This is a genomic window from Sideroxydans lithotrophicus ES-1 (genome assembly GCF_000025705.1).
GTDB lineage: Bacteria > Pseudomonadota > Gammaproteobacteria > Burkholderiales > Gallionellaceae > Sideroxyarcus > Sideroxyarcus lithotrophicus.
The window spans coordinates 895615-912215 of the sequence record NC_013959.1 but is presented as its reverse complement, the minus strand read 5'-3'; the positions used below and the strand labels follow the sequence as shown (position 1 = coordinate 912215).

Here is a 16601-nt window from a genome sequence, read left to right as displayed (position 1 = left end):
TCATTTGATTAAGTCAAGCGACTGAATTAACCACACCCTGCACTCTCCGCCACGCTCCAATCCAGTTCCTTACCGCTCTGAAATCGCGGGGGTCTTGCGGAATGTCGTCGTGTCGCCGACACAATCGATGAGATAACGCGCGGTATGCAGACGCGATATCATCCATGCCGGCTTGGGCTCGTTGTAATAGCTCACCACCAGCGACTTGAGCTTGCTGCCGTTGTTCAAACCGGCCGCCCGCACAGCCGTCCAGTCCAGCCCGGAACGGCGCAGCTCGGACTCCTGGGCATCGTGATCCTGGAACGTGTATTGCAGATTGGTGTTACGGATCAGCCATCGCATGAAGAACACTGCGTCGTCGAAAGACTCGTTCACGCCGATGGAGCTCAGCACCACGATGCGGCGGGTGCCATGCTCTTTCATCGCCGACAGGCAATTGCGTATCGAGTTCGTCATGAACAGCGACGGGCTCAGGCGTTTCGCCCACGGATTGTCGGAAGTCCGGTTGTTATTCAACGCACTGACCACAGCATCGCAACCTGTGAGAGCCTTCCTTACATCGTTCTCGTTCAGCGGTGAACCCTCGATCACCGTAAGTTTTTCCGATTTGACGCTGATCGCCTGCGGGCGGCGCACCAATGCCGCCACCTCCAGCCCTTGCGACAGGGCGTACTCCAGTGCAAGACTGCCGGTACGTCCGGTCGCCCCCAACAGCAGGATGCGTTTGCTCATGTTATTCCTTCGACTCGGCTTCATCCTGCCCGGGCTTGCCGCACCAGCCACGCATGCCGCTCTTGAATTTCTCGCGCTCTTCCGGCGTCATGCTTTCCAGGCGATGCTGGTGCCACTTTCTGTGGCCGCCGCAGTGCCCGCGGAATCCGCCGAACAGAATCTTGCTCAACAACAACACGCCCATCGCCTGCCAATAATCGATCTCCCTGACACCGAAGAACAGGTTCGGCAGCAACCAGTTCCACAGCGCCATCACGACCCAGCCCAGCGCCGCGATACCGGCCAACACCAATATCACGACCTTCCAGCATTTCGGTTTACAGTTCATTCCCATCGCCACTCTCCTTAGATATCGAATTCGTCATAGATCGCCTGCAGTCGCACCCTCAGATGCAGCACCGCATAACGTTTGCGCGCCAGCAGCGTGTTCATGCTTGCCCCGTTTTCCGCAGCCATCTCCTTGAAGCTGCGCCCTTCCAGTTCATGGGCGATGAATACGTCGCGCTGTTCCTTCGGCAATTCGCCGAGCGCCGCATACAACTCCTCCAGCAACACCCCGCGCGCATAAGCCGCCTCAGGCCCTGCCTCCGGTGAAGGCAATACTTCATCGAGCCAATGTTCCTCTTCAGCATCACCAGAGACATCCGGCAACTGCACCTCGCGTTTCTTGCGGAAACGATCGATGATGCGGTTGCGTGCGACGCGGAACAACCACGCACCGACCTGCTCGATCGGCTCAGGCAAGCGATAGGCCTCGACATATTCGAAGAACACATCCTGCAGGATATCTTCGGCCTCGTTCGCATCCGGCACGCGACGGCGGATGAAATCCCGTAGCCGCCCGCGCTCGCGAGAGATATCCTCAGTGATGCGTTTTTCCTGTTCGGCCATCAGGGCATTGGTAGTCAGGGTCGTATCCATGCAGGTGAAGACGATTCACCGATGGAAATATTGTATGGATGAAAAAATAATTACCCTTGGTTATACATTATGACTTGCTTATCCGAATTGGATATTCTGACCTATACAGATAGACCAACTCGGCATATTGCACGAGCCATTTGAGGAGCGTATTGTCATCTTGCATGTTTGTTTTATTAACTCTCATCTTGAGTGGACTTTTGGAGGTGACAAGTGAAATTTGTCGCGTTATTGATCTCCCCGATGATGACCATATTGGCGTTGCATTCCCAGGCGGCAGAGTATTATGTTGGCGCCGATGTTGTACCGCTGAACTTATGGAGGCAAAGCAAGTACATTATATGTAGTAGCAATTGCACGGGAGTTTCTGACGGCAGCAGCAATGGGGCTGGAATTCGCATAGGTATGTGGTTGCCGCGCGACGGCAACAGCAAGACTGGTTGGGAAATAGGCTACGACACACTAGGAAGCATTTCCGGCAGTACGACGTATTATCCTCAGGGATGTCCACTACTCTGTTTAGGTCCAAGCACAACTGCTACCTGGAGACATGAAGCAACAATGGTGCATGTAGATATGCTTGGCGCAGCAACGGACAAAGGGGAGGCATTATTCGGCAAAATCGGCTTATTTAGATCGATTGTGAGGTCGGAGGGTAACTTCGGATTGGGTAGTGGGCCATATTCTCGCACTGTAACTGGGACTGGTCTTTTACTTGGTGCTGGATACATCTATCCAGTTACGCCACGTCTGTCAGCTAGGCTAGCATCCGACTTATTTCTCTTCGCTAAAGTCGCTGACCCTATCAATCCTGGTGGCACTCTTTCAGATATCTTTGTCAAAGTTGCATTAGGAATGGACTACACCTTTTGAAAGATTCGAATGGCTGTTATTTGCAGCCGATAACTGCCACCCATCAAACTAACAAACCAGGATCTACAGCTACAACTCGATACTCTGGTAGCTCACTTCGATCACCACCAGTTCTTCAACTCCCTCGGGAAGTTGCAATATCACGGCATCGTCTGCGCGCGCCTTGAGCAGGGTTCGCGCCAGCGGCGACACCCAGCTGATGTGGCCTTTGCTTGCGTTCGCTTCGTCTATGCCGACGATGCTGTAGGTGCGTTCGGTTCCATCGCTGTGGCATACCGTGACCGTTGCGCCGAAGAATACCTGTTCGCAACCCTGGCGCTGTGCCGGATCGATCACCTGGGAGTTTTCCAGACGCTTGGCGAGGAAGCGCAAACGCCGGTCGATCTCGCGCAGGCGCTTCTTGCCATAGATGTAGTCGCCATTCTCCGAGCGGTCGCCATTGGAAGCCGCCCAGGATACGGTCTGCACCAGCGCGGGACGCTCTACGTCGAGCAGCTGCATGTACTCCTCTTTCAGGCGGCGATATCCCTCAGGGGTGATGTAGTTCTTGGTGCCGGCCGGGATGGCCGGCAACGCCGATTGCTCATCATCGTCATCATCATCGGTTTCGCGGGTGAAAGCTTTGCTCATGTTCGTTACAGGATTGCCTTAAAGGGACTGCATAAATAGTAACTGAAAAACCCCGCCGGTACTGGTACGGATATTGCTGAACGTAGGACTCCATCATTCATTTACGACAAGGTGCCCCATGCTATTCGACACTTATGAACAAAAAGGTTTGCTGTTCAATATGAACTTCAAGGAGTCCGAAGCCGGTTACTCGGCTTATCGCGGAGACCTGGTACTCGCCCTGGGCGAAGTCGGCGACGCGCTCGGTCACCGCAAGCCCCCTACCGCCACCATCAAGAACACCATCGTGCTGGCGGATAAAGACCAGATCAAGCTGTACGTCGGCAGTCTGGACGAGCTTGAGTTGCTGCCAAAAGTGCTGACTTACTACCAGGCAGATTTCGCCCCCGATGTGCGCATCATCCTGTTCGTGGTCAATATCAACAAGCCCATGGTGATCGAACTGGGCGGCCTGAACATCGCCACCATCGGCATGCAGGAAGGCCTGATCTGGAACGAGCTGATCGACATCGCCGCACTGGACAAGGGCGATTTCAAGGGCCAGTCTGCTACCGAAAAGATCGTCACAGTCTACAAGGCGCTGTCCGACTACAAGCCCAAGGGTGACAAGGTGTCATTCGAGGAAGCACTGACCCGGACGGTCGAACTCAAACGCGCAGGACGCGGCCCCGTCTGATCTGCCTGTTGCACCGCCCGCCGATTGTCATGTTCGCGACAATCGGCCAAACAATCGAGGGAACATCATGCCACGCATCGGCCTCTTTTTCGCCAGCAGTACCGGAAACACCCGGCGTATCGCCAAAATGATCAAGAAACGTTTTGACGACGAGACGATGGCGGAGGCTCTCAACGTCAACAAGGCCAGCCCCGGGCTGGTGGCCGGCTATTCGCATCTCATCCTCGGCACTTCCACGCTGGGTGGTGGGCAGTTGCCTGGACTTTCCACCGATTGCATGGGCGGAGGCTGGGAGGAGTTCCTGCCGCAACTCAAGAACGTCGATTTCAGCGGCAAGACCGTCGCGCTTTACGGCCTGGGCGATCAGTCGAAATATCCGGACGAGTTCGTCGATGCCATGGGCATCATCTACGAGTTCGTCGTCGCGCGCGGTGCAAAAATAGTCGGTGTCTGGCCCGCCGACGACTACGACTTCATCTCATCCAAAGCCTTTGTAGACGACCAATTCGTCGGCCTGGCGCTGGACCAAGAGAACCAGAAGATACTTACCGATGCACGCCTGGAAGCCTGGCTGAAACTGATCGCGCCCGAATTCGGACTGCCGCTGTAGCCTCATCACCCGCTCCGCTTTTTCGTTTTTTTCCGGCAGCCCCCTTTAATTATCGGCCCTGATATGCGTCAATGCGTCCTGTGCGCGTTGTAGCAATGTGCAAGCGGAACACTCGACTTTCACGACAAAATACAATCAGTCGATGTTTTCTGGTTTCTTTTGGGCAAGCTAAGGAGAGACACCATGGGCGGCAGCAAGCAATACATCTACGATTTCGACAAGGGCGACGGCAAGAACAAGATGCTGCTCGGCGGCAAGGGGGCGAACCTGTGCGAGATGACGCAGATCGGTTTGAATGTCCCGCCCGGATTCACCATCACCACCGAAGCCTGCCTTGCCTATCTGGAAAAGAACCAGCTGCCCGACGGGCTGATGGACGCCGTCAAGACGCACATACAGGCGCTGGAAAAGAAGACCGGCAAGGGTTTCGGCAGCGGCAAGAATCCCTTGCTCGTCTCGGTGCGCTCGGGTTCTTCCATGTCCATGCCGGGCATGATGGACACCATACTCAATCTCGGACTGAATGAATCTTCCCTGCAAGGGCTCATCAAGCTGACCGCCAACGAGCGTTTTGCCTACGATACCTATCGCCGCTTCATCCAGCTGTTCGGCAAGATCGCGCTCGACATCAGCGACGAGCATTTCGACAAACACATGACCGCGGTCAAGCGCAAATTCGGCGCCCTGCAGGATGTGGACCTGAAGACCGAGCATCTGCAGGAGGTGGCTGCCGGATTCATGGAAATCGTCCAGCGCCACACCGGCAAGCCATTCCCGCAGGACCCCTACGAACAACTCGAGATCGCGGTGGGTGCGGTGTTCCATTCCTGGATGGGCAAACGCGCGGTGGATTACCGCAAGCAATTCAAGATCACCAGGGACATGGCCAACGGCACGGCGGTGAACGTCTGCACCATGGTGTTCGGCAACATGGGCAACGATTCCGCTACCGGTGTGGGTTTCACGCGCAATCCCGGCACCGGCGAGAACATCATCTACGGCGAATACCTGACCAATGCCCAGGGCGAGGATGTGGTGGCGGGGATCCGCACGCCGAAGGCGATCTCCGAAATGGAAACGGAGATGCCGGAGATCTACCGCCAGCTGATCGAGTTGCGCGACAGGCTGGAATCGCACTACCAGGAAGTGCAGGATTTCGAGTTCACCATCGAGAAAGGCATCCTGTATTGCCTGCAGACGCGCAACGGCAAGATGAATGCGCGCGCCATGGTGCGCACATCGGTTGAGATGTTCAACGCAGGACTGATCACCAGGGAGCGTGCCCTGCTGCGCATCGATCCTGCCATCCTCGAACAGCTGCTGGTGCCGCAACTGGCCCCGAACTTCCGCGGCAAATCGCTGGCACAGGGACTGCCAGCCTCACCCGGCGCCGCATCCGGCAAGATCGTGTTCGATGCCGACACCGCCGAGATCCGCGGCCGTGCCGGCGAGAAGATCATCCTGGTGCGCGAGGAGACCAAGCCCGAAGATATCCACGGTTTCTTCCAGGCGGAAGGCATCCTGACCAGTCGCGGCGGCAAGACCTCGCACGCAGCCGTCGTCGCCCGCGGCATGGGCAAACCCTGCGTCTCCGGCTGCGAGCAGATCGTCATCAACGATGCGTTGCGCAGCGCGCAGATCGGCGAGACCACCCTGCACGAAGGCGATGTCATCACCATCAACGGCGGTACCGGCCATGTCTATGCGGGCGAAGTGCCGACCGTGCATGCGGAATTCTCGCAGGAAATGGCGACGCTGCTGTCGTGGGCGGACGAGGTGTCCAGACTCAAGGTGATGGCGAATGCCGACACGCCCAACGACGCTGCGCGCGCGCGCGAATTCGGTGCCATGGGCATCGGCCTGTGCCGCACCGAGCGCATGTTCAACAGCACCGACCGCCTGCCCATCGTGCAGGAGATGATCCTGGCCGAAACGACCGAGGCACGCCAGGCCGCACTGGACCGTTTGCTGCCGATACAGCGTGCCGACTTCAAGGGCATCTTCAAGGCAATGAAGGGATTACCCGTCACCGTGCGCCTGCTTGATCCGCCGATGCACGAGTTCCTGCCCACCGCAGCACAACTCGAATTGGAGATCGCGCACCTGCACCAGTTGCGCGACACCATCAAGGGTCTGGAAGAATTGCCGGACACGCTGAAGATGCTCAACCCCAAGCTGTACCAGCAATACGCAGACGGCCTGACCAAGCTCATGGGCGGATTGAGCGACTTCAAGGAATCACATCTTGAAGAAGACGTGATCAGCAAGAAGGAAGTGGTGTTGAAGAAAGTTCGCGCGCTGGCCGAGGTCAACCCGATGCTGGGCCATCGCGGCGTGCGGCTGGGCATCACCTATCCCGAGATATATTCCATGCAGATACGCGCCGTGCTGGAAGCGGCTGCCCTGTGTGCCAAGGAAGGGCTGGAGATCCACCCCGAGATCATGGTGCCTCAAGTAGCCACCGTGGAAGAACTCAAGCGCATCCACAGCTACGTGCAGCGTATCCATGCGGAAGTAAAAGCGACGCAGGGCATCGACGTGAAATTCAAGTTCGGCTCGATGCTGGAAGTGGTACGTGCCTGTATGCGCGCCGGGCGCATGGCAGAGACTGCCGAGTTCTTCTCCTTCGGCACCAATGACCTGACCCAGGCCACCTTCTCATTCAGCCGCGAGGATGCGGAGAACAAGTTCCTGCCCGCTTACACGGAGACCGGCATCCTCGAAGACAATCCGTTCGAAGTGCTGGATATCAAAGGTGTGGGGCAACTGATGAAGATGGCCGTGCAAAAAGGCCGCGCGACCAACCCGGAGCTGAAGGTCGGAATCTGCGGCGAACACGGCGGTCATCCCGGCTCGATCCGGTTCTGCCATCACGTTGGACTCAATTACGTCTCCTGCTCCGGCCCGCGCGTGCCCATCGCGCGTCTGGCTGCAGCACAGGCCAAACTGCTGGAAGACAAGTATCAGGAACCTGTCTGATCGTTCGGGCAGAAAAACTGGAATGATTCGCAGTTCGGAGTGCAATGCAGCAAAAGGGGAGCCCGTCCAAACCTTGCCGGGCGCACATCAAGAAGATGGAAGGATTTCAGGATAACGACATGAAGATATATCTGAAAAAACAGACTCTCGTTCTGCTTGCGATGTTCGGGATGCTTCCGTTGACGGGCTATGCGCAAGCCGTATTGAACATGTCCGCGAAAGAGGAAGTCCAGGCGATATCCTGGACGATCGAGGGAGTTACCATTGTCACCATCGTAGTGGTTTTCGGGCTGATCTGGCGAAGCAGCATGCGGGATCTGAAAAACAGAAGGTCGAAGCAGGACGACTCTTCAAGATAGTCCCGACCAACCGCCGGACAGGTTGGAATCGGCTTTGCGCTCAGAAACCGTATTTCATTTCTTGCCGATGAAATTCTCCGACATCGTGTGGAATATGGGCGTCGGGCATACCAGCCGAGAGCAGGCCTTGGCGATGAATGCGGTAGCCATCAACGGCAGTACCATCTCGTGGTTGTCTATCATTTCCATGACGATGACGAAAGCGGTGATCGGTGCCTGGGTGACACCGGCGAAGTAGGCGACCATGCCGAGTATGACCGTCGCGGCTACAGGCACGGAAGTAACGAAGGAGGCGATATTGGCGCCGAACCCGGCACCTGCGGAAAGCGTTGGGGCCATTATCCCGCCGGGTATGCCGCTGATGTATGAAATCACTGTGGCGGCCATCTTCAGCAGGCCGTAGTTATCCGGCAATGCCGCATTGCCTACGAGCAGTGACTTCGCTTCATTGTATCCGCTGCCGTATGTATTGTTGCCAGAAGCCAATCCTATCAGCGCCAGCAGCAAGCCGCAGACTGCTGCAAACCGGACCGGATTCGCGCGTATCCAGGTTCCCATGCTCCCCGCCAGCCCCTTGTTGACTTCGATCAGCGCGCGGCTGAATGCCCCTCCGAGCGTTCCGCCCACGATGCCACATACGATGACGACATACCATTCCTTGCCGAAATCCATCGATTCCGAGGTGTGGCCGAAATAGGAATAGTTGCCGAGCAGCGCAAGCGAAACAATACCGGCAATGATCACCGTCATGAGGATGGTCGAGCTGTTGTGTTCCTCAAAGGAGCGACTCATCTCCTCTATGGCGAACACGATGCCCGCAAGCGGAGTGTTGAACGCGGCAGCGACGCCGGCAGCTGCGCCGGCGAGTATCAAGCCCTTGTCGAGATCATGCTTGGGAAAGCGCGCCAGGCTGCCCAGCTTGTGCATGATGGATGCACCGATCTGCACGGTAGGCCCTTCGCGGCCCACCGATGTCCCGCTCATGAGCCCCAGGATGGTCAGCATGATCTTGCCCATGGTCACGCGTAACGAAAGTACCTGCTCGCGCACCTTGCTGCTCTCTTTGGGGTCCAGCGATGCGATCACCTGGGGAATGCCACTACCTTGCGCCCCGGAAAAATACTTGCGGGTGATATGGACGATCAATGCCAGACTGATTGGCGTGATCAGCAATGGGAGATATGGTGAAATTGCAAGCAGCTTATGGAACACGTCGTTCGCCCACTCACAGGCGATGGCAAACAGGATCGCAGCCAATCCCACGCTGATCGCTCCGCTCCAGAACACCAGTCTTCGTTTCCAATCCAGGATCAGGTCAACATCCAGCGAGGAAATTTTCATCAATCGTTCTTTAAGAAATACTAACGAGATTTTCACAATTCGGTATTAATCAAAATATAAATTCGAACCAGGAACTCTTGATTCCGGACAGACTCAGAAGCGAGTCGAAAATATTTCGAGAAGATTACATAGGCTAATTCTTCCTTGCGCTACATCGTATTTAAAGTCTTGCCCGCCAGCTGCTTACAGTTTAAGTCCATTCAGCCAGGTTAAGTATTCGATTTATTTTGCATTATGCACCCTCAAATAACATTTATATAAATATTATTCATGTCAACCTTATAGTCTTCAATCCGTTTATGGAGTTGCCTCACAAGGTTTCACTTAATTTTCCGGAGATTTCGTCATGAAAAAATTGGCAGTCATTTTGGCTTCACTTATGGTTGTGGCATGCGCATCAACCCAGAAAACCAACACTTCGCAAGCGAATGAGAACAATGCAACGGCATCTGCCGCCGCCGCAAAAGTGGATCTGGGCAAATTGAATGCAGAGATACAGCAAATGGAAAAACAAAGCGATTATTTCGACTTCAACAAATACACCGTGAAGTCCGAGTACATGAACGTCATACAAAAAGAAGCAGAGTTCCTCAAAACCCATAAAAACGATGTCGTCACACTGCAAGGTAACGCAGACGAGCGCGGCAGCGAAAAATACAATCTGGGTCTGGGTGAAAACCGGGCCGATGCAGTTGCAAAGGTTCTGGAGAAGGATGGTGTACCTGCGGACCAGATCAAGATGGTCAGCCTGGGCAAGGATAAACCGCGGCTCACCTGCCACAAGGAAAAGTGCTGGAAAGAAAATCGCCGGGTCGATTTCCTGCATAACCTGGGTTAAAGTACTTCGAACGGTGGAATGCTGGAATTTCATCCGGCTTTTCACCGTTTTCCCCACAGTTGAAATAACCCCCAACGAAGATCGATTTGTTAACAGGTGGAGGTCGCCATGAACGAATGGTTAATCGTAGGCGCCTTGAGCATCTTGCTGCTGATATGCATCCAGTTAAGTAAAACACAGCCACCGGAAAACACAGCAAACTTGAACAACCATGTGATCGCCAGATCTCTCCCACACTCGAATTGAATCTGCAACACCCCCAGCCCACCCATAATGACTCTGCGGAACAACAACTTTATGCCATGTAAGGTACAGAGTTGGGATAGATTCCGGAAGATCGGGGTCTGAGACTAGCGTCTTTGAATTGGCATGACGGAAGACGCAAGTAACGATCGAAGCAATCTGACACAATAAACAGCAGTAGCTCTGAGTCTGGCCGACAGAGTCAAGGCTTGAATATCCACATTCCCTGATATCCTGTAGCCACAATGCCCAATACTGAAAAAATCACAGCATCCTTTACATCGAGAATATATCCCCGCTTTGAGAATCTGATTACGACAGGCCTGGTTATTCTTACATCGATCATGATAGTCGCAGCATTCTGGGGCTTGATCATCGAAACCTACCACCTTGTTCTTCATGGTGCATTCGATTCGCTGGACCACAAAGCATTCCAGTCGGCTTTCGGGATGATAATGACGCTGCTGATCGCAATAGAGTTCAACCATACGATCATGCATGTGCACTTGAAGAGCGGCAGAGAAGTGATCGCGAGAACAGTTGTTCTCGTTTCGATCCTTGCCATTTCACGGCAGTTCATCGTATTTGAAATAGAGTCGACATCTCCGCTCATCCTGTTTGCGCTCGCCTTTTCGCTTTTATCGCTCGGAATAGTCTATTGGTTGCTGGAACGGAAGAAATAGTCAGAATATAAACATATGATCACAATCTTGCTGATGATTACCGGGATACTGTATATGGCACTCCAACTGGAGGACAAGTTCAAAGTGCCCTCCCCGCTTGGATTGATAGCACTCTCGTTCGTGGCTCATTTTCTTTTCAAGCAAGTTCCGGTATTGACCGGGGATGCAGAACATTTCGCCACACTGGTGGTTTTTCTGTTGCCTATCCTGCTGGTCTCAGATTCCCTCGAACTAAAGTTGGCTGACCTGAAAGAGCATGGTCTGAGCCTGCTCTACCTTGCGGTCGTGGCAGTGGTTCTTTCGGTACTGACGGCGCTGGTCATTTCCGACTGGCTGTTTTCCGAATATGCCCTTTCCAATGCAGCGGTCATCGTGCTGTTTGCCATGGTGCTGGCAACAGACCCGGTTTCAGTGGTCAGCATATTTTCCAAATTCGAACTGCCACACCGGCTGAAGATCCTGGCCGAGGGCGAGAGTCTGCTTAACGATGCAACGGCATTGATCGTCTTCGTCTTTATCGGCTTGTACGCCCTGGAAGGCGAGCAGATAACAGCCGGGTATGTTGTCGAAATCAGCAGCGAAGTGATCGTCGGATCGATAGTGACAGGAATGCTGGTCGGATTCATCGGACTGTTTGCCATGAAATCGACCAGCAACCGCATCGCCGAGATGATGGTGCTGATCATCACCGGATACGGTGCATTCGAGTTGGCCGAGCATTTCTATCTCATTCTCGATTTACTGGGATCGCACTCTCACTTCCATCTATCCGGGATCCTGGCGGTCATATTTGCCACGATCACCGTTCATCATGTGATGACGCAGGCGATCGCCGAGGAAGACAGCCGGATAGATCGCGAGGAGGCTGCACTGCAAGTCGAGATTCAAGGAACCGAGACATCCTCTGGCGTCTTCAGGAATATCCTGCGCAGGCTCAAGGCCACCATCGAGGAGCGTGACCGCCATCTTCGCACCAAGGAGGACATTCAGTTACTGGCCCTGGTAGCCAATACCATCCTGTTCGTCGCCATGGCAGAAATGATCCAGCTGAACATATTGTGGAAATACAGGATCGAGATACTGGCGATGTTCTTGGCCACGACCGTGATCCGCGGCGTGATGATGGGACTGTTCGCGTGGATATCCAACAGGACAGCCAAGATGGCCGATATCAGTATGCAATGGTGGGGCGTACTGACATTTGCCGGAATCAAGGGTGGGCTGTCCATCGTGATGATAAACATGATCCCCGCTTCGTTCCAGCATCTGGAAATGTTCAAGGCTGTGGTGATCGGGGTCATCATGCTTTCCACGTTCATCTATTCCGGGATTTTGCTGTTGATCATCGGCCAAAACAAAGACCGTTTTCTATCGGAAAAGAATCAGGAGATAATCCAGCCCCTTCAGGCATCTCAATCTCAACAATAGATGACTGTCCACCGGATCCAGGTAAATAAATTTAAAGAAAGCAATCGACGGGTGATTCGACATGTTTAGAGAAGAAGACAAGAAACTGTTCAGGATAGTCGTCAAAAGGATCCGGGCTTCGCTTGCCTATCGCTTCCATTTACGCGCCGATCAAGACAGCTTCGAAGAAATCGACAAGAACATTCGCGACGGCTGCGAGATCAGAGGGACCAAACTATGGGTGCTAATGCTGGCGATCTTCATCGCCTCCATCGGGCTTGATGTCAACTCTACGGCCGTGATCATAGGTGCGATGCTGATCTCGCCGCTCATGGGGCCAATCATGGCGGTAGGTTACGGCGCTGCCATCAATGATGGCCTCCTCATCAGAAAGGCCATGGGCAACCTGCTGGTATCCTTTCTGATCGGCCTGTTCACCTCTACAGTCTATTTTCTGGTCAGCCCGCTATCCTTCGTACAGTCGGAATTACTGGCACGAACGACACCGACCATCTGGGATGTCCTGATCGCGCTATTCGGCGGACTCGCTGGCATTATCGCTTCGACACGAAAAGAAAAAACGAACGTCATACCCGGAGTGGCCATTGCAACCGCGTTGATGCCGCCGTTATGTACCGCTGGCTATGGCTTGGCCAATGGCTCCATGGAAATGTTCTTCGGTGCTTTTTATCTGTTCTTCATCAACTGCGTATTTATTGCATTCGCTACCCTGTTACTGATCAGTTACATCAACCCTCCGCACAAGATCTTCGTAAGCGCCGAGCGGGAACGCAAGGTGAAACGCTACATCTACCTGGTGATCATGTTAACGATCGTACCCAGCATCTATCTGGCATATGGACTAGTCACGCGCGAGATTTTCAATTCCAGGGCCAATGACTTCATCAGGCATGAACTGGTGTTCGAGAACAGTGTTGTTGCTAAGGAGAATATTTCGGCAGACAAGCACGAGATCGATATCACCTTGATAGGCCAGAAGGTCAGCGATGAAAAGCTATCGGACCTTTCGAAAAGACTGGAAAGCTACCGCATACCTAAAGCCAGACTGGTCATTCACCAATCTGCCTATAATGAATTTGACGAAACATCACTGAAAAAATCGCTGCTCGCTGAATTGCTAAATACAAGTCAGGATATCTTTGATACAAAGAACAAGCAGATCCACGACCTGCAAAAACAGATTGCACTCTTACAGGAACAGCAAGCCGAGCAATCAGCAAGTTTGGCAGAGCAGAAAAAAATCTTTGATGAACTATTGGCGCAATATCCCCAAGTACAGAAACTGTCTTTTGCAAAGGCAATGGAGCATCAAACCGGCAAGTCAGACAATGCAATTGTTTTGTTAGTTAGTATCTCAACGAAGAAAGCACTCAGCAAAACAGAGCAACAAAGGATCAGTGCATGGTTGAAGGTCAGAACAGAAGTAGCTCAAGTCAAGTTGCTGGTTGATTCCAGATGAGATTTGCACAAGCAAAACGTTGGCGTCATTCTTTGAACCAGAAGGTGAACTGAAAATGGTGGTCTCCGCATTCTCCGAGATCGAGTTCTTTCTGCTGATCATCTTTTCGATCGTGCTGCCCGCCGGTATCTATGGCTACATGATGTGGAAAAAGGTGATCTCCCGCGGTGCCGTGTTGATGTTCGGCATCACCTTGATAGCGATCGCGGGCGTGTGCGTGTTTCTGTTGCAGAGGTTGAAAGTGATCGCAGCCGCGTCACCCTCGTTCATTGACGACAGGATGTTCTCTTCAGAAATCTCCCTGGCGTTGTATCTGCTGCCGGCGCTGTTTGCCGGGGTCGGAGTGAACGTGATCTCCCATCTGCTGATTCGTCACCTTGAAAAAGCTGAAAAACAGTTCGATCAGGAAAACCCCAAGCGATCGTGAGACATTGGATCCGGTACGACAGCCAGGCCCCTGTCGCATCCAGACACAACCGGTATTAATCTATCGCCGCAGCAAGCAACTCTGCCAATCGCCCCACATTGAACCAATCCAGTTCCAGCGCGCCTGCCGGCACGGCGATGCTCATCCCCGAGTCGCATACCGAACCGACGAATGCAGCATCGCTGGCGATCGGGCTCATGTAGATCTCGCGTTCCGGACTGATACCGTCGCGCACGGCGACCAGCGCAAACGAGAGACTGGATGCCTCGGCCTGGGTCAGCCTCAAGGTGAAGTCATCTGCGAATTGCAGCTTCACCAGCTTGCCAAAGGCGCGGTGCTGCATGCTGTTCACAGCGAATGGCGATCCAGATCGCTCAGACATGGGTCACACTCCTCGCCGCCCTGAGCATCTTCAAGCACTCCTGGCTGGCAGCCAGTTCCGGTGCAGTGAAATCGTCCAGCGTCATCAAATCCCGATTCGCACCCGCATCCAGCAGCAGCCGCACCAGTGCAGCCTTGCCAGCAGATGCACAATAGATCAGAGCCGTGGCACCGTTGATGTTCTGGCTGTCGAGTTGAGCGCCCGCATTGATGAGAGCGGTTGCGCAGGCCTGGCTGTCGGCAAAGCAGGCGAACCACAATGCGCCGTTGCGATCCGCATTCAGCAAGGACGGATCGGCGCCCCGTGCCAGCAATGCCTGCACAACCTCGGTCTCGCCCATGCGGGCGGCATGCATCAGCGGAGTCGTTCCATTGGCCAATGCTTTGTCGATGTCGGCCTGCAGCAGGTCAGCCGCGCTGAATCCTGCCTGCAGCAGCCAGCATCTGAGTTGGTTGTCGTTCATTCCGGTCCCCTTCGATTCATTCGTAAGCTGGCAACGTCGAGATGCGCCTGTCCTCCAGCGCCATCCCGACAGCGTAGTGGTAGATCACCTGGAATCTGTCATCCTGCAGCCCGAGCACTTCGTGGTCGGCATCGTCGAAGAAACAGCCGATGCCGGTGCCGCGCCATCCGGCCGCTTCCGCCTCCAGCGTGATCGCATGCCCCAGCATGCCGGCCTCCCAGTGCAGGTGGCGATAGGCGGCAGGGTCTGCCGTAACAGGTCGCGCGAATTCGGCCACCATCATGAACGTGACCGCGCAGTGCGTGGCGATGTCCTGATGGCAGGATAGCGTGCGCGCGGTCTTGCCTGCGCGCGCAGCGACCAGCTGGTACAACGGCAACTCCGAATCGGCACGCTGCCAGGAAAAGGTCTCGCGAAACGCCTGCTGCAGCGACGTTCCGGCTTCCCCGGATCGCGGCATCGCGTACAGGCCGGGCGCGATACCTTCCACCCGGTGCACCAACAGCACCGGATGCACCCGCGCGGCATGCGGCCACAGATCCCATATGGGCGAGCCGCCCGGCAGCAGGCTGGTGAGTATTTGTCTGAGCAAGGCTTGCGCCATCACCGATTGGTCATCGAAAGCCTGTGCACTGCGGCGATTCAGGATGACCTGGCTGGCAGGAATATCGCTGCCAGTCTTGCGCTTGACACTAGTCGCCGCTATGGACGGCTCAGCTACGGGCGAATTACCACGTGTGGACTCGGCCACCTCTGCGATCACCGGCCATTGATACAGAGGACGCGGATCGAGCAGGCTGGGCTTGCCCGCCCAGTGTTGCCAGTCCGTCGGCAACACCTCATCGATTGGCTGCAATGCAACGATGACCTCCGCTTCTTCGACCTCCACACCGGCAAAATCGGCCTCCCTATCCAGCCCCAGACTGTGCGCGACAGCCGCCGCGTCCGCTTTGACCAAACGTGCCTGCCAGCCATGCAGCGCCGCGGCATAGCTCACTGCGGCCAGCACATGACCGAGGTCGAGCTGGCAGTAACGGAAGGCACGTTCACCGTATTTCCAGGCTTCGCGCCAATGGATGGAACTGAATCCCAGCCATGCACCCTTTGTCGGGCTCGGGCTTCCCCAGGCTCGCCGCTCCAGTGCATGATGCAGATTCTGGTAGTGATACAAACCGTCTTCCAGGCCATCCACAGCTGCGGCGATCAGCCATGTTTCGGTGGGATGCAGGTTGCCTGACGAGGGATGCGCGCGCAGCGACCAGCGCGATCCGGCATATTCCTTCCACGCAGTCAGCCCGACGCACAAGCGCAACAGCGAGCCAAGATTGGCAGTATCCAGTGGCAAGGATGGCCGCTTTGCAGACAGCTCCGTCCAGGATATTCCGGACACGACGACATCGCGCGGCAATGCGACCTGCTGCGTACCGTTCCAGTCGCGGAACGCCGCGGGCTGCGCTTCCCAATCCAGCGCGCCGGGACCGGCCGCATAACGATCCAGTGCATGCTTGGTGCGCGCGTGATAAGCGAGCACGGTCGCGACACGAGCATCGTTCATGG

The 16601-nt window shown here is 54.9% G+C and carries 18 protein-coding genes; 10 read left to right on the top strand and 8 right to left on the bottom strand.

Going from position 1 to position 16601, the window contains the following annotated elements:
- Positions 1-69: 69 nt before the first annotated feature.
- The 3 genes from SLIT_RS04645 to SLIT_RS04635 are packed head-to-tail and all read right to left on the bottom strand — an operon-like array spanning position 70 to position 1653.
- Positions 70-732 (bottom strand): NAD(P)-dependent oxidoreductase, encoded by a 663-nt coding sequence (locus SLIT_RS04645; protein ID WP_013029067.1) that lies wholly within the window; start codon positions 730-732, stop codon positions 70-72.
- A gap of 1 nt (position 733) precedes the next feature.
- Positions 734-1060, bottom strand: a complete 327-nt coding sequence (locus SLIT_RS04640; RefSeq protein WP_041420775.1) for a hypothetical protein — start codon at positions 1058-1060, stop codon at positions 734-736.
- Between the two features lie 17 nt (positions 1061-1077).
- Positions 1078-1653 (bottom strand): RNA polymerase sigma factor, encoded by a 576-nt coding sequence (locus tag SLIT_RS04635; RefSeq protein WP_013029065.1) that lies wholly within the window; start codon positions 1651-1653, stop codon positions 1078-1080.
- A 213-nt stretch (positions 1654-1866) separates the two neighbouring features.
- On the opposite strand from SLIT_RS04635, the gene SLIT_RS15810 reads away from it, so the two are divergent.
- Entirely contained in the window at positions 1867-2526 is a 660-nt protein-coding gene (locus SLIT_RS15810; protein WP_013029064.1) for a hypothetical protein, read from the top strand.
- Positions 2527-2595: 69 nt separating this feature from the next.
- Here SLIT_RS15810 and greB read toward each other — a convergent pair whose 3' ends face one another.
- Entirely contained in the window at positions 2596-3156 is a 561-nt protein-coding gene (gene greB, locus SLIT_RS04630) for a transcription elongation factor GreB (RefSeq protein WP_013029063.1), read from the bottom strand.
- Positions 3157-3274: 118 nt separating this feature from the next.
- On the opposite strand from greB, the gene SLIT_RS04625 reads away from it, so the two are divergent.
- The 4 genes from SLIT_RS04625 to SLIT_RS04610 all read left to right on the top strand — a co-directional run bounded on the left by SLIT_RS04625 (position 3275) and on the right by SLIT_RS04610 (position 7780).
- Complete coding sequence (locus SLIT_RS04625; RefSeq protein WP_013029062.1) at positions 3275-3832, top strand: hypothetical protein; 558 nt, start codon at positions 3275-3277, stop codon at positions 3830-3832.
- Positions 3833-3899: 67 nt separating this feature from the next.
- Positions 3900-4442, top strand: coding sequence for a flavodoxin (locus SLIT_RS04620; RefSeq protein WP_013029061.1), 543 nt, complete (start codon positions 3900-3902; stop codon positions 4440-4442).
- A 183-nt stretch (positions 4443-4625) separates the two neighbouring features.
- The gene (gene ppdK, locus SLIT_RS04615; protein WP_013029060.1) at positions 4626-7421 is read left to right on the top strand and encodes a pyruvate, phosphate dikinase; all 2796 of its coding nucleotides are present in this window, start codon (positions 4626-4628) and stop codon (positions 7419-7421) included.
- Positions 7422-7540: 119 nt separating this feature from the next.
- Positions 7541-7780: a hypothetical protein gene (locus SLIT_RS04610; protein WP_150102938.1), complete on the top strand. Its 240-nt coding sequence runs from the start codon at positions 7541-7543 to the stop codon at positions 7778-7780.
- 54 nt (positions 7781-7834) lie between these two features.
- On the opposite strand, the gene SLIT_RS04605 is transcribed toward SLIT_RS04610, so the two are convergent.
- Positions 7835-9121 carry a chloride channel protein gene (locus tag SLIT_RS04605; RefSeq protein WP_013029058.1) on the bottom strand — a complete coding sequence of 429 codons (1287 nt, stop codon included), beginning with the start codon at positions 9119-9121 and terminating at the stop codon, positions 7835-7837.
- Positions 9122-9467: 346 nt separating this feature from the next.
- Here SLIT_RS04605 and SLIT_RS04600 point away from each other — a divergent pair, with 346 nt between their 5' ends.
- The 5 genes from SLIT_RS04600 to SLIT_RS04575 all read left to right on the top strand — a co-directional run bounded on the left by SLIT_RS04600 (position 9468) and on the right by SLIT_RS04575 (position 14199).
- Complete coding sequence (locus SLIT_RS04600) at positions 9468-9959, top strand: OmpA family protein (RefSeq protein WP_013029057.1); 492 nt, start codon at positions 9468-9470, stop codon at positions 9957-9959.
- A gap of 488 nt (positions 9960-10447) precedes the next feature.
- Positions 10448-10885, top strand: coding sequence for a phosphate-starvation-inducible PsiE family protein (locus SLIT_RS04590; RefSeq protein WP_013029055.1), 438 nt, complete (start codon positions 10448-10450; stop codon positions 10883-10885).
- Between the two features lie 54 nt (positions 10886-10939).
- On the top strand, positions 10940-12313 hold the full coding sequence (locus SLIT_RS04585) for a cation:proton antiporter domain-containing protein (protein ID WP_398348834.1): 1374 nt from the start codon (positions 10940-10942) through the stop codon (positions 12311-12313).
- A gap of 61 nt (positions 12314-12374) precedes the next feature.
- Positions 12375-13772, top strand: coding sequence for a TIGR00341 family protein (locus SLIT_RS04580; RefSeq protein ID WP_013029053.1), 1398 nt, complete (start codon positions 12375-12377; stop codon positions 13770-13772).
- 55 nt (positions 13773-13827) lie between these two features.
- Positions 13828-14199: a hypothetical protein gene (locus SLIT_RS04575; RefSeq protein ID WP_013029052.1), complete on the top strand. Its 372-nt coding sequence runs from the start codon at positions 13828-13830 to the stop codon at positions 14197-14199.
- A 55-nt stretch (positions 14200-14254) separates the two neighbouring features.
- Here the strand turns inward: SLIT_RS04575 and SLIT_RS04570 are convergent, their stop codons facing one another.
- From SLIT_RS04570 to SLIT_RS04560, 3 genes are read right to left on the bottom strand one after another with little or no spacing between them, the layout of a single operon-like run.
- Positions 14255-14581: a hypothetical protein gene (locus SLIT_RS04570; protein WP_013029051.1), complete on the bottom strand. Its 327-nt coding sequence runs from the start codon at positions 14579-14581 to the stop codon at positions 14255-14257.
- The gene (locus tag SLIT_RS04565) at positions 14574-15044 is read right to left on the bottom strand and encodes an ankyrin repeat domain-containing protein (protein ID WP_013029050.1); all 471 of its coding nucleotides are present in this window, start codon (positions 15042-15044) and stop codon (positions 14574-14576) included. Before SLIT_RS04565 ends, SLIT_RS04570 begins: the two co-directional genes overlap by 8 nt.
- Before the next feature lie 16 nt (positions 15045-15060).
- Positions 15061-16599 carry a nitroreductase family protein gene (locus tag SLIT_RS04560; RefSeq protein ID WP_013029049.1) on the bottom strand — a complete coding sequence of 513 codons (1539 nt, stop codon included), beginning with the start codon at positions 16597-16599 and terminating at the stop codon, positions 15061-15063.
- Positions 16600-16601 lie beyond the last annotated feature (2 nt).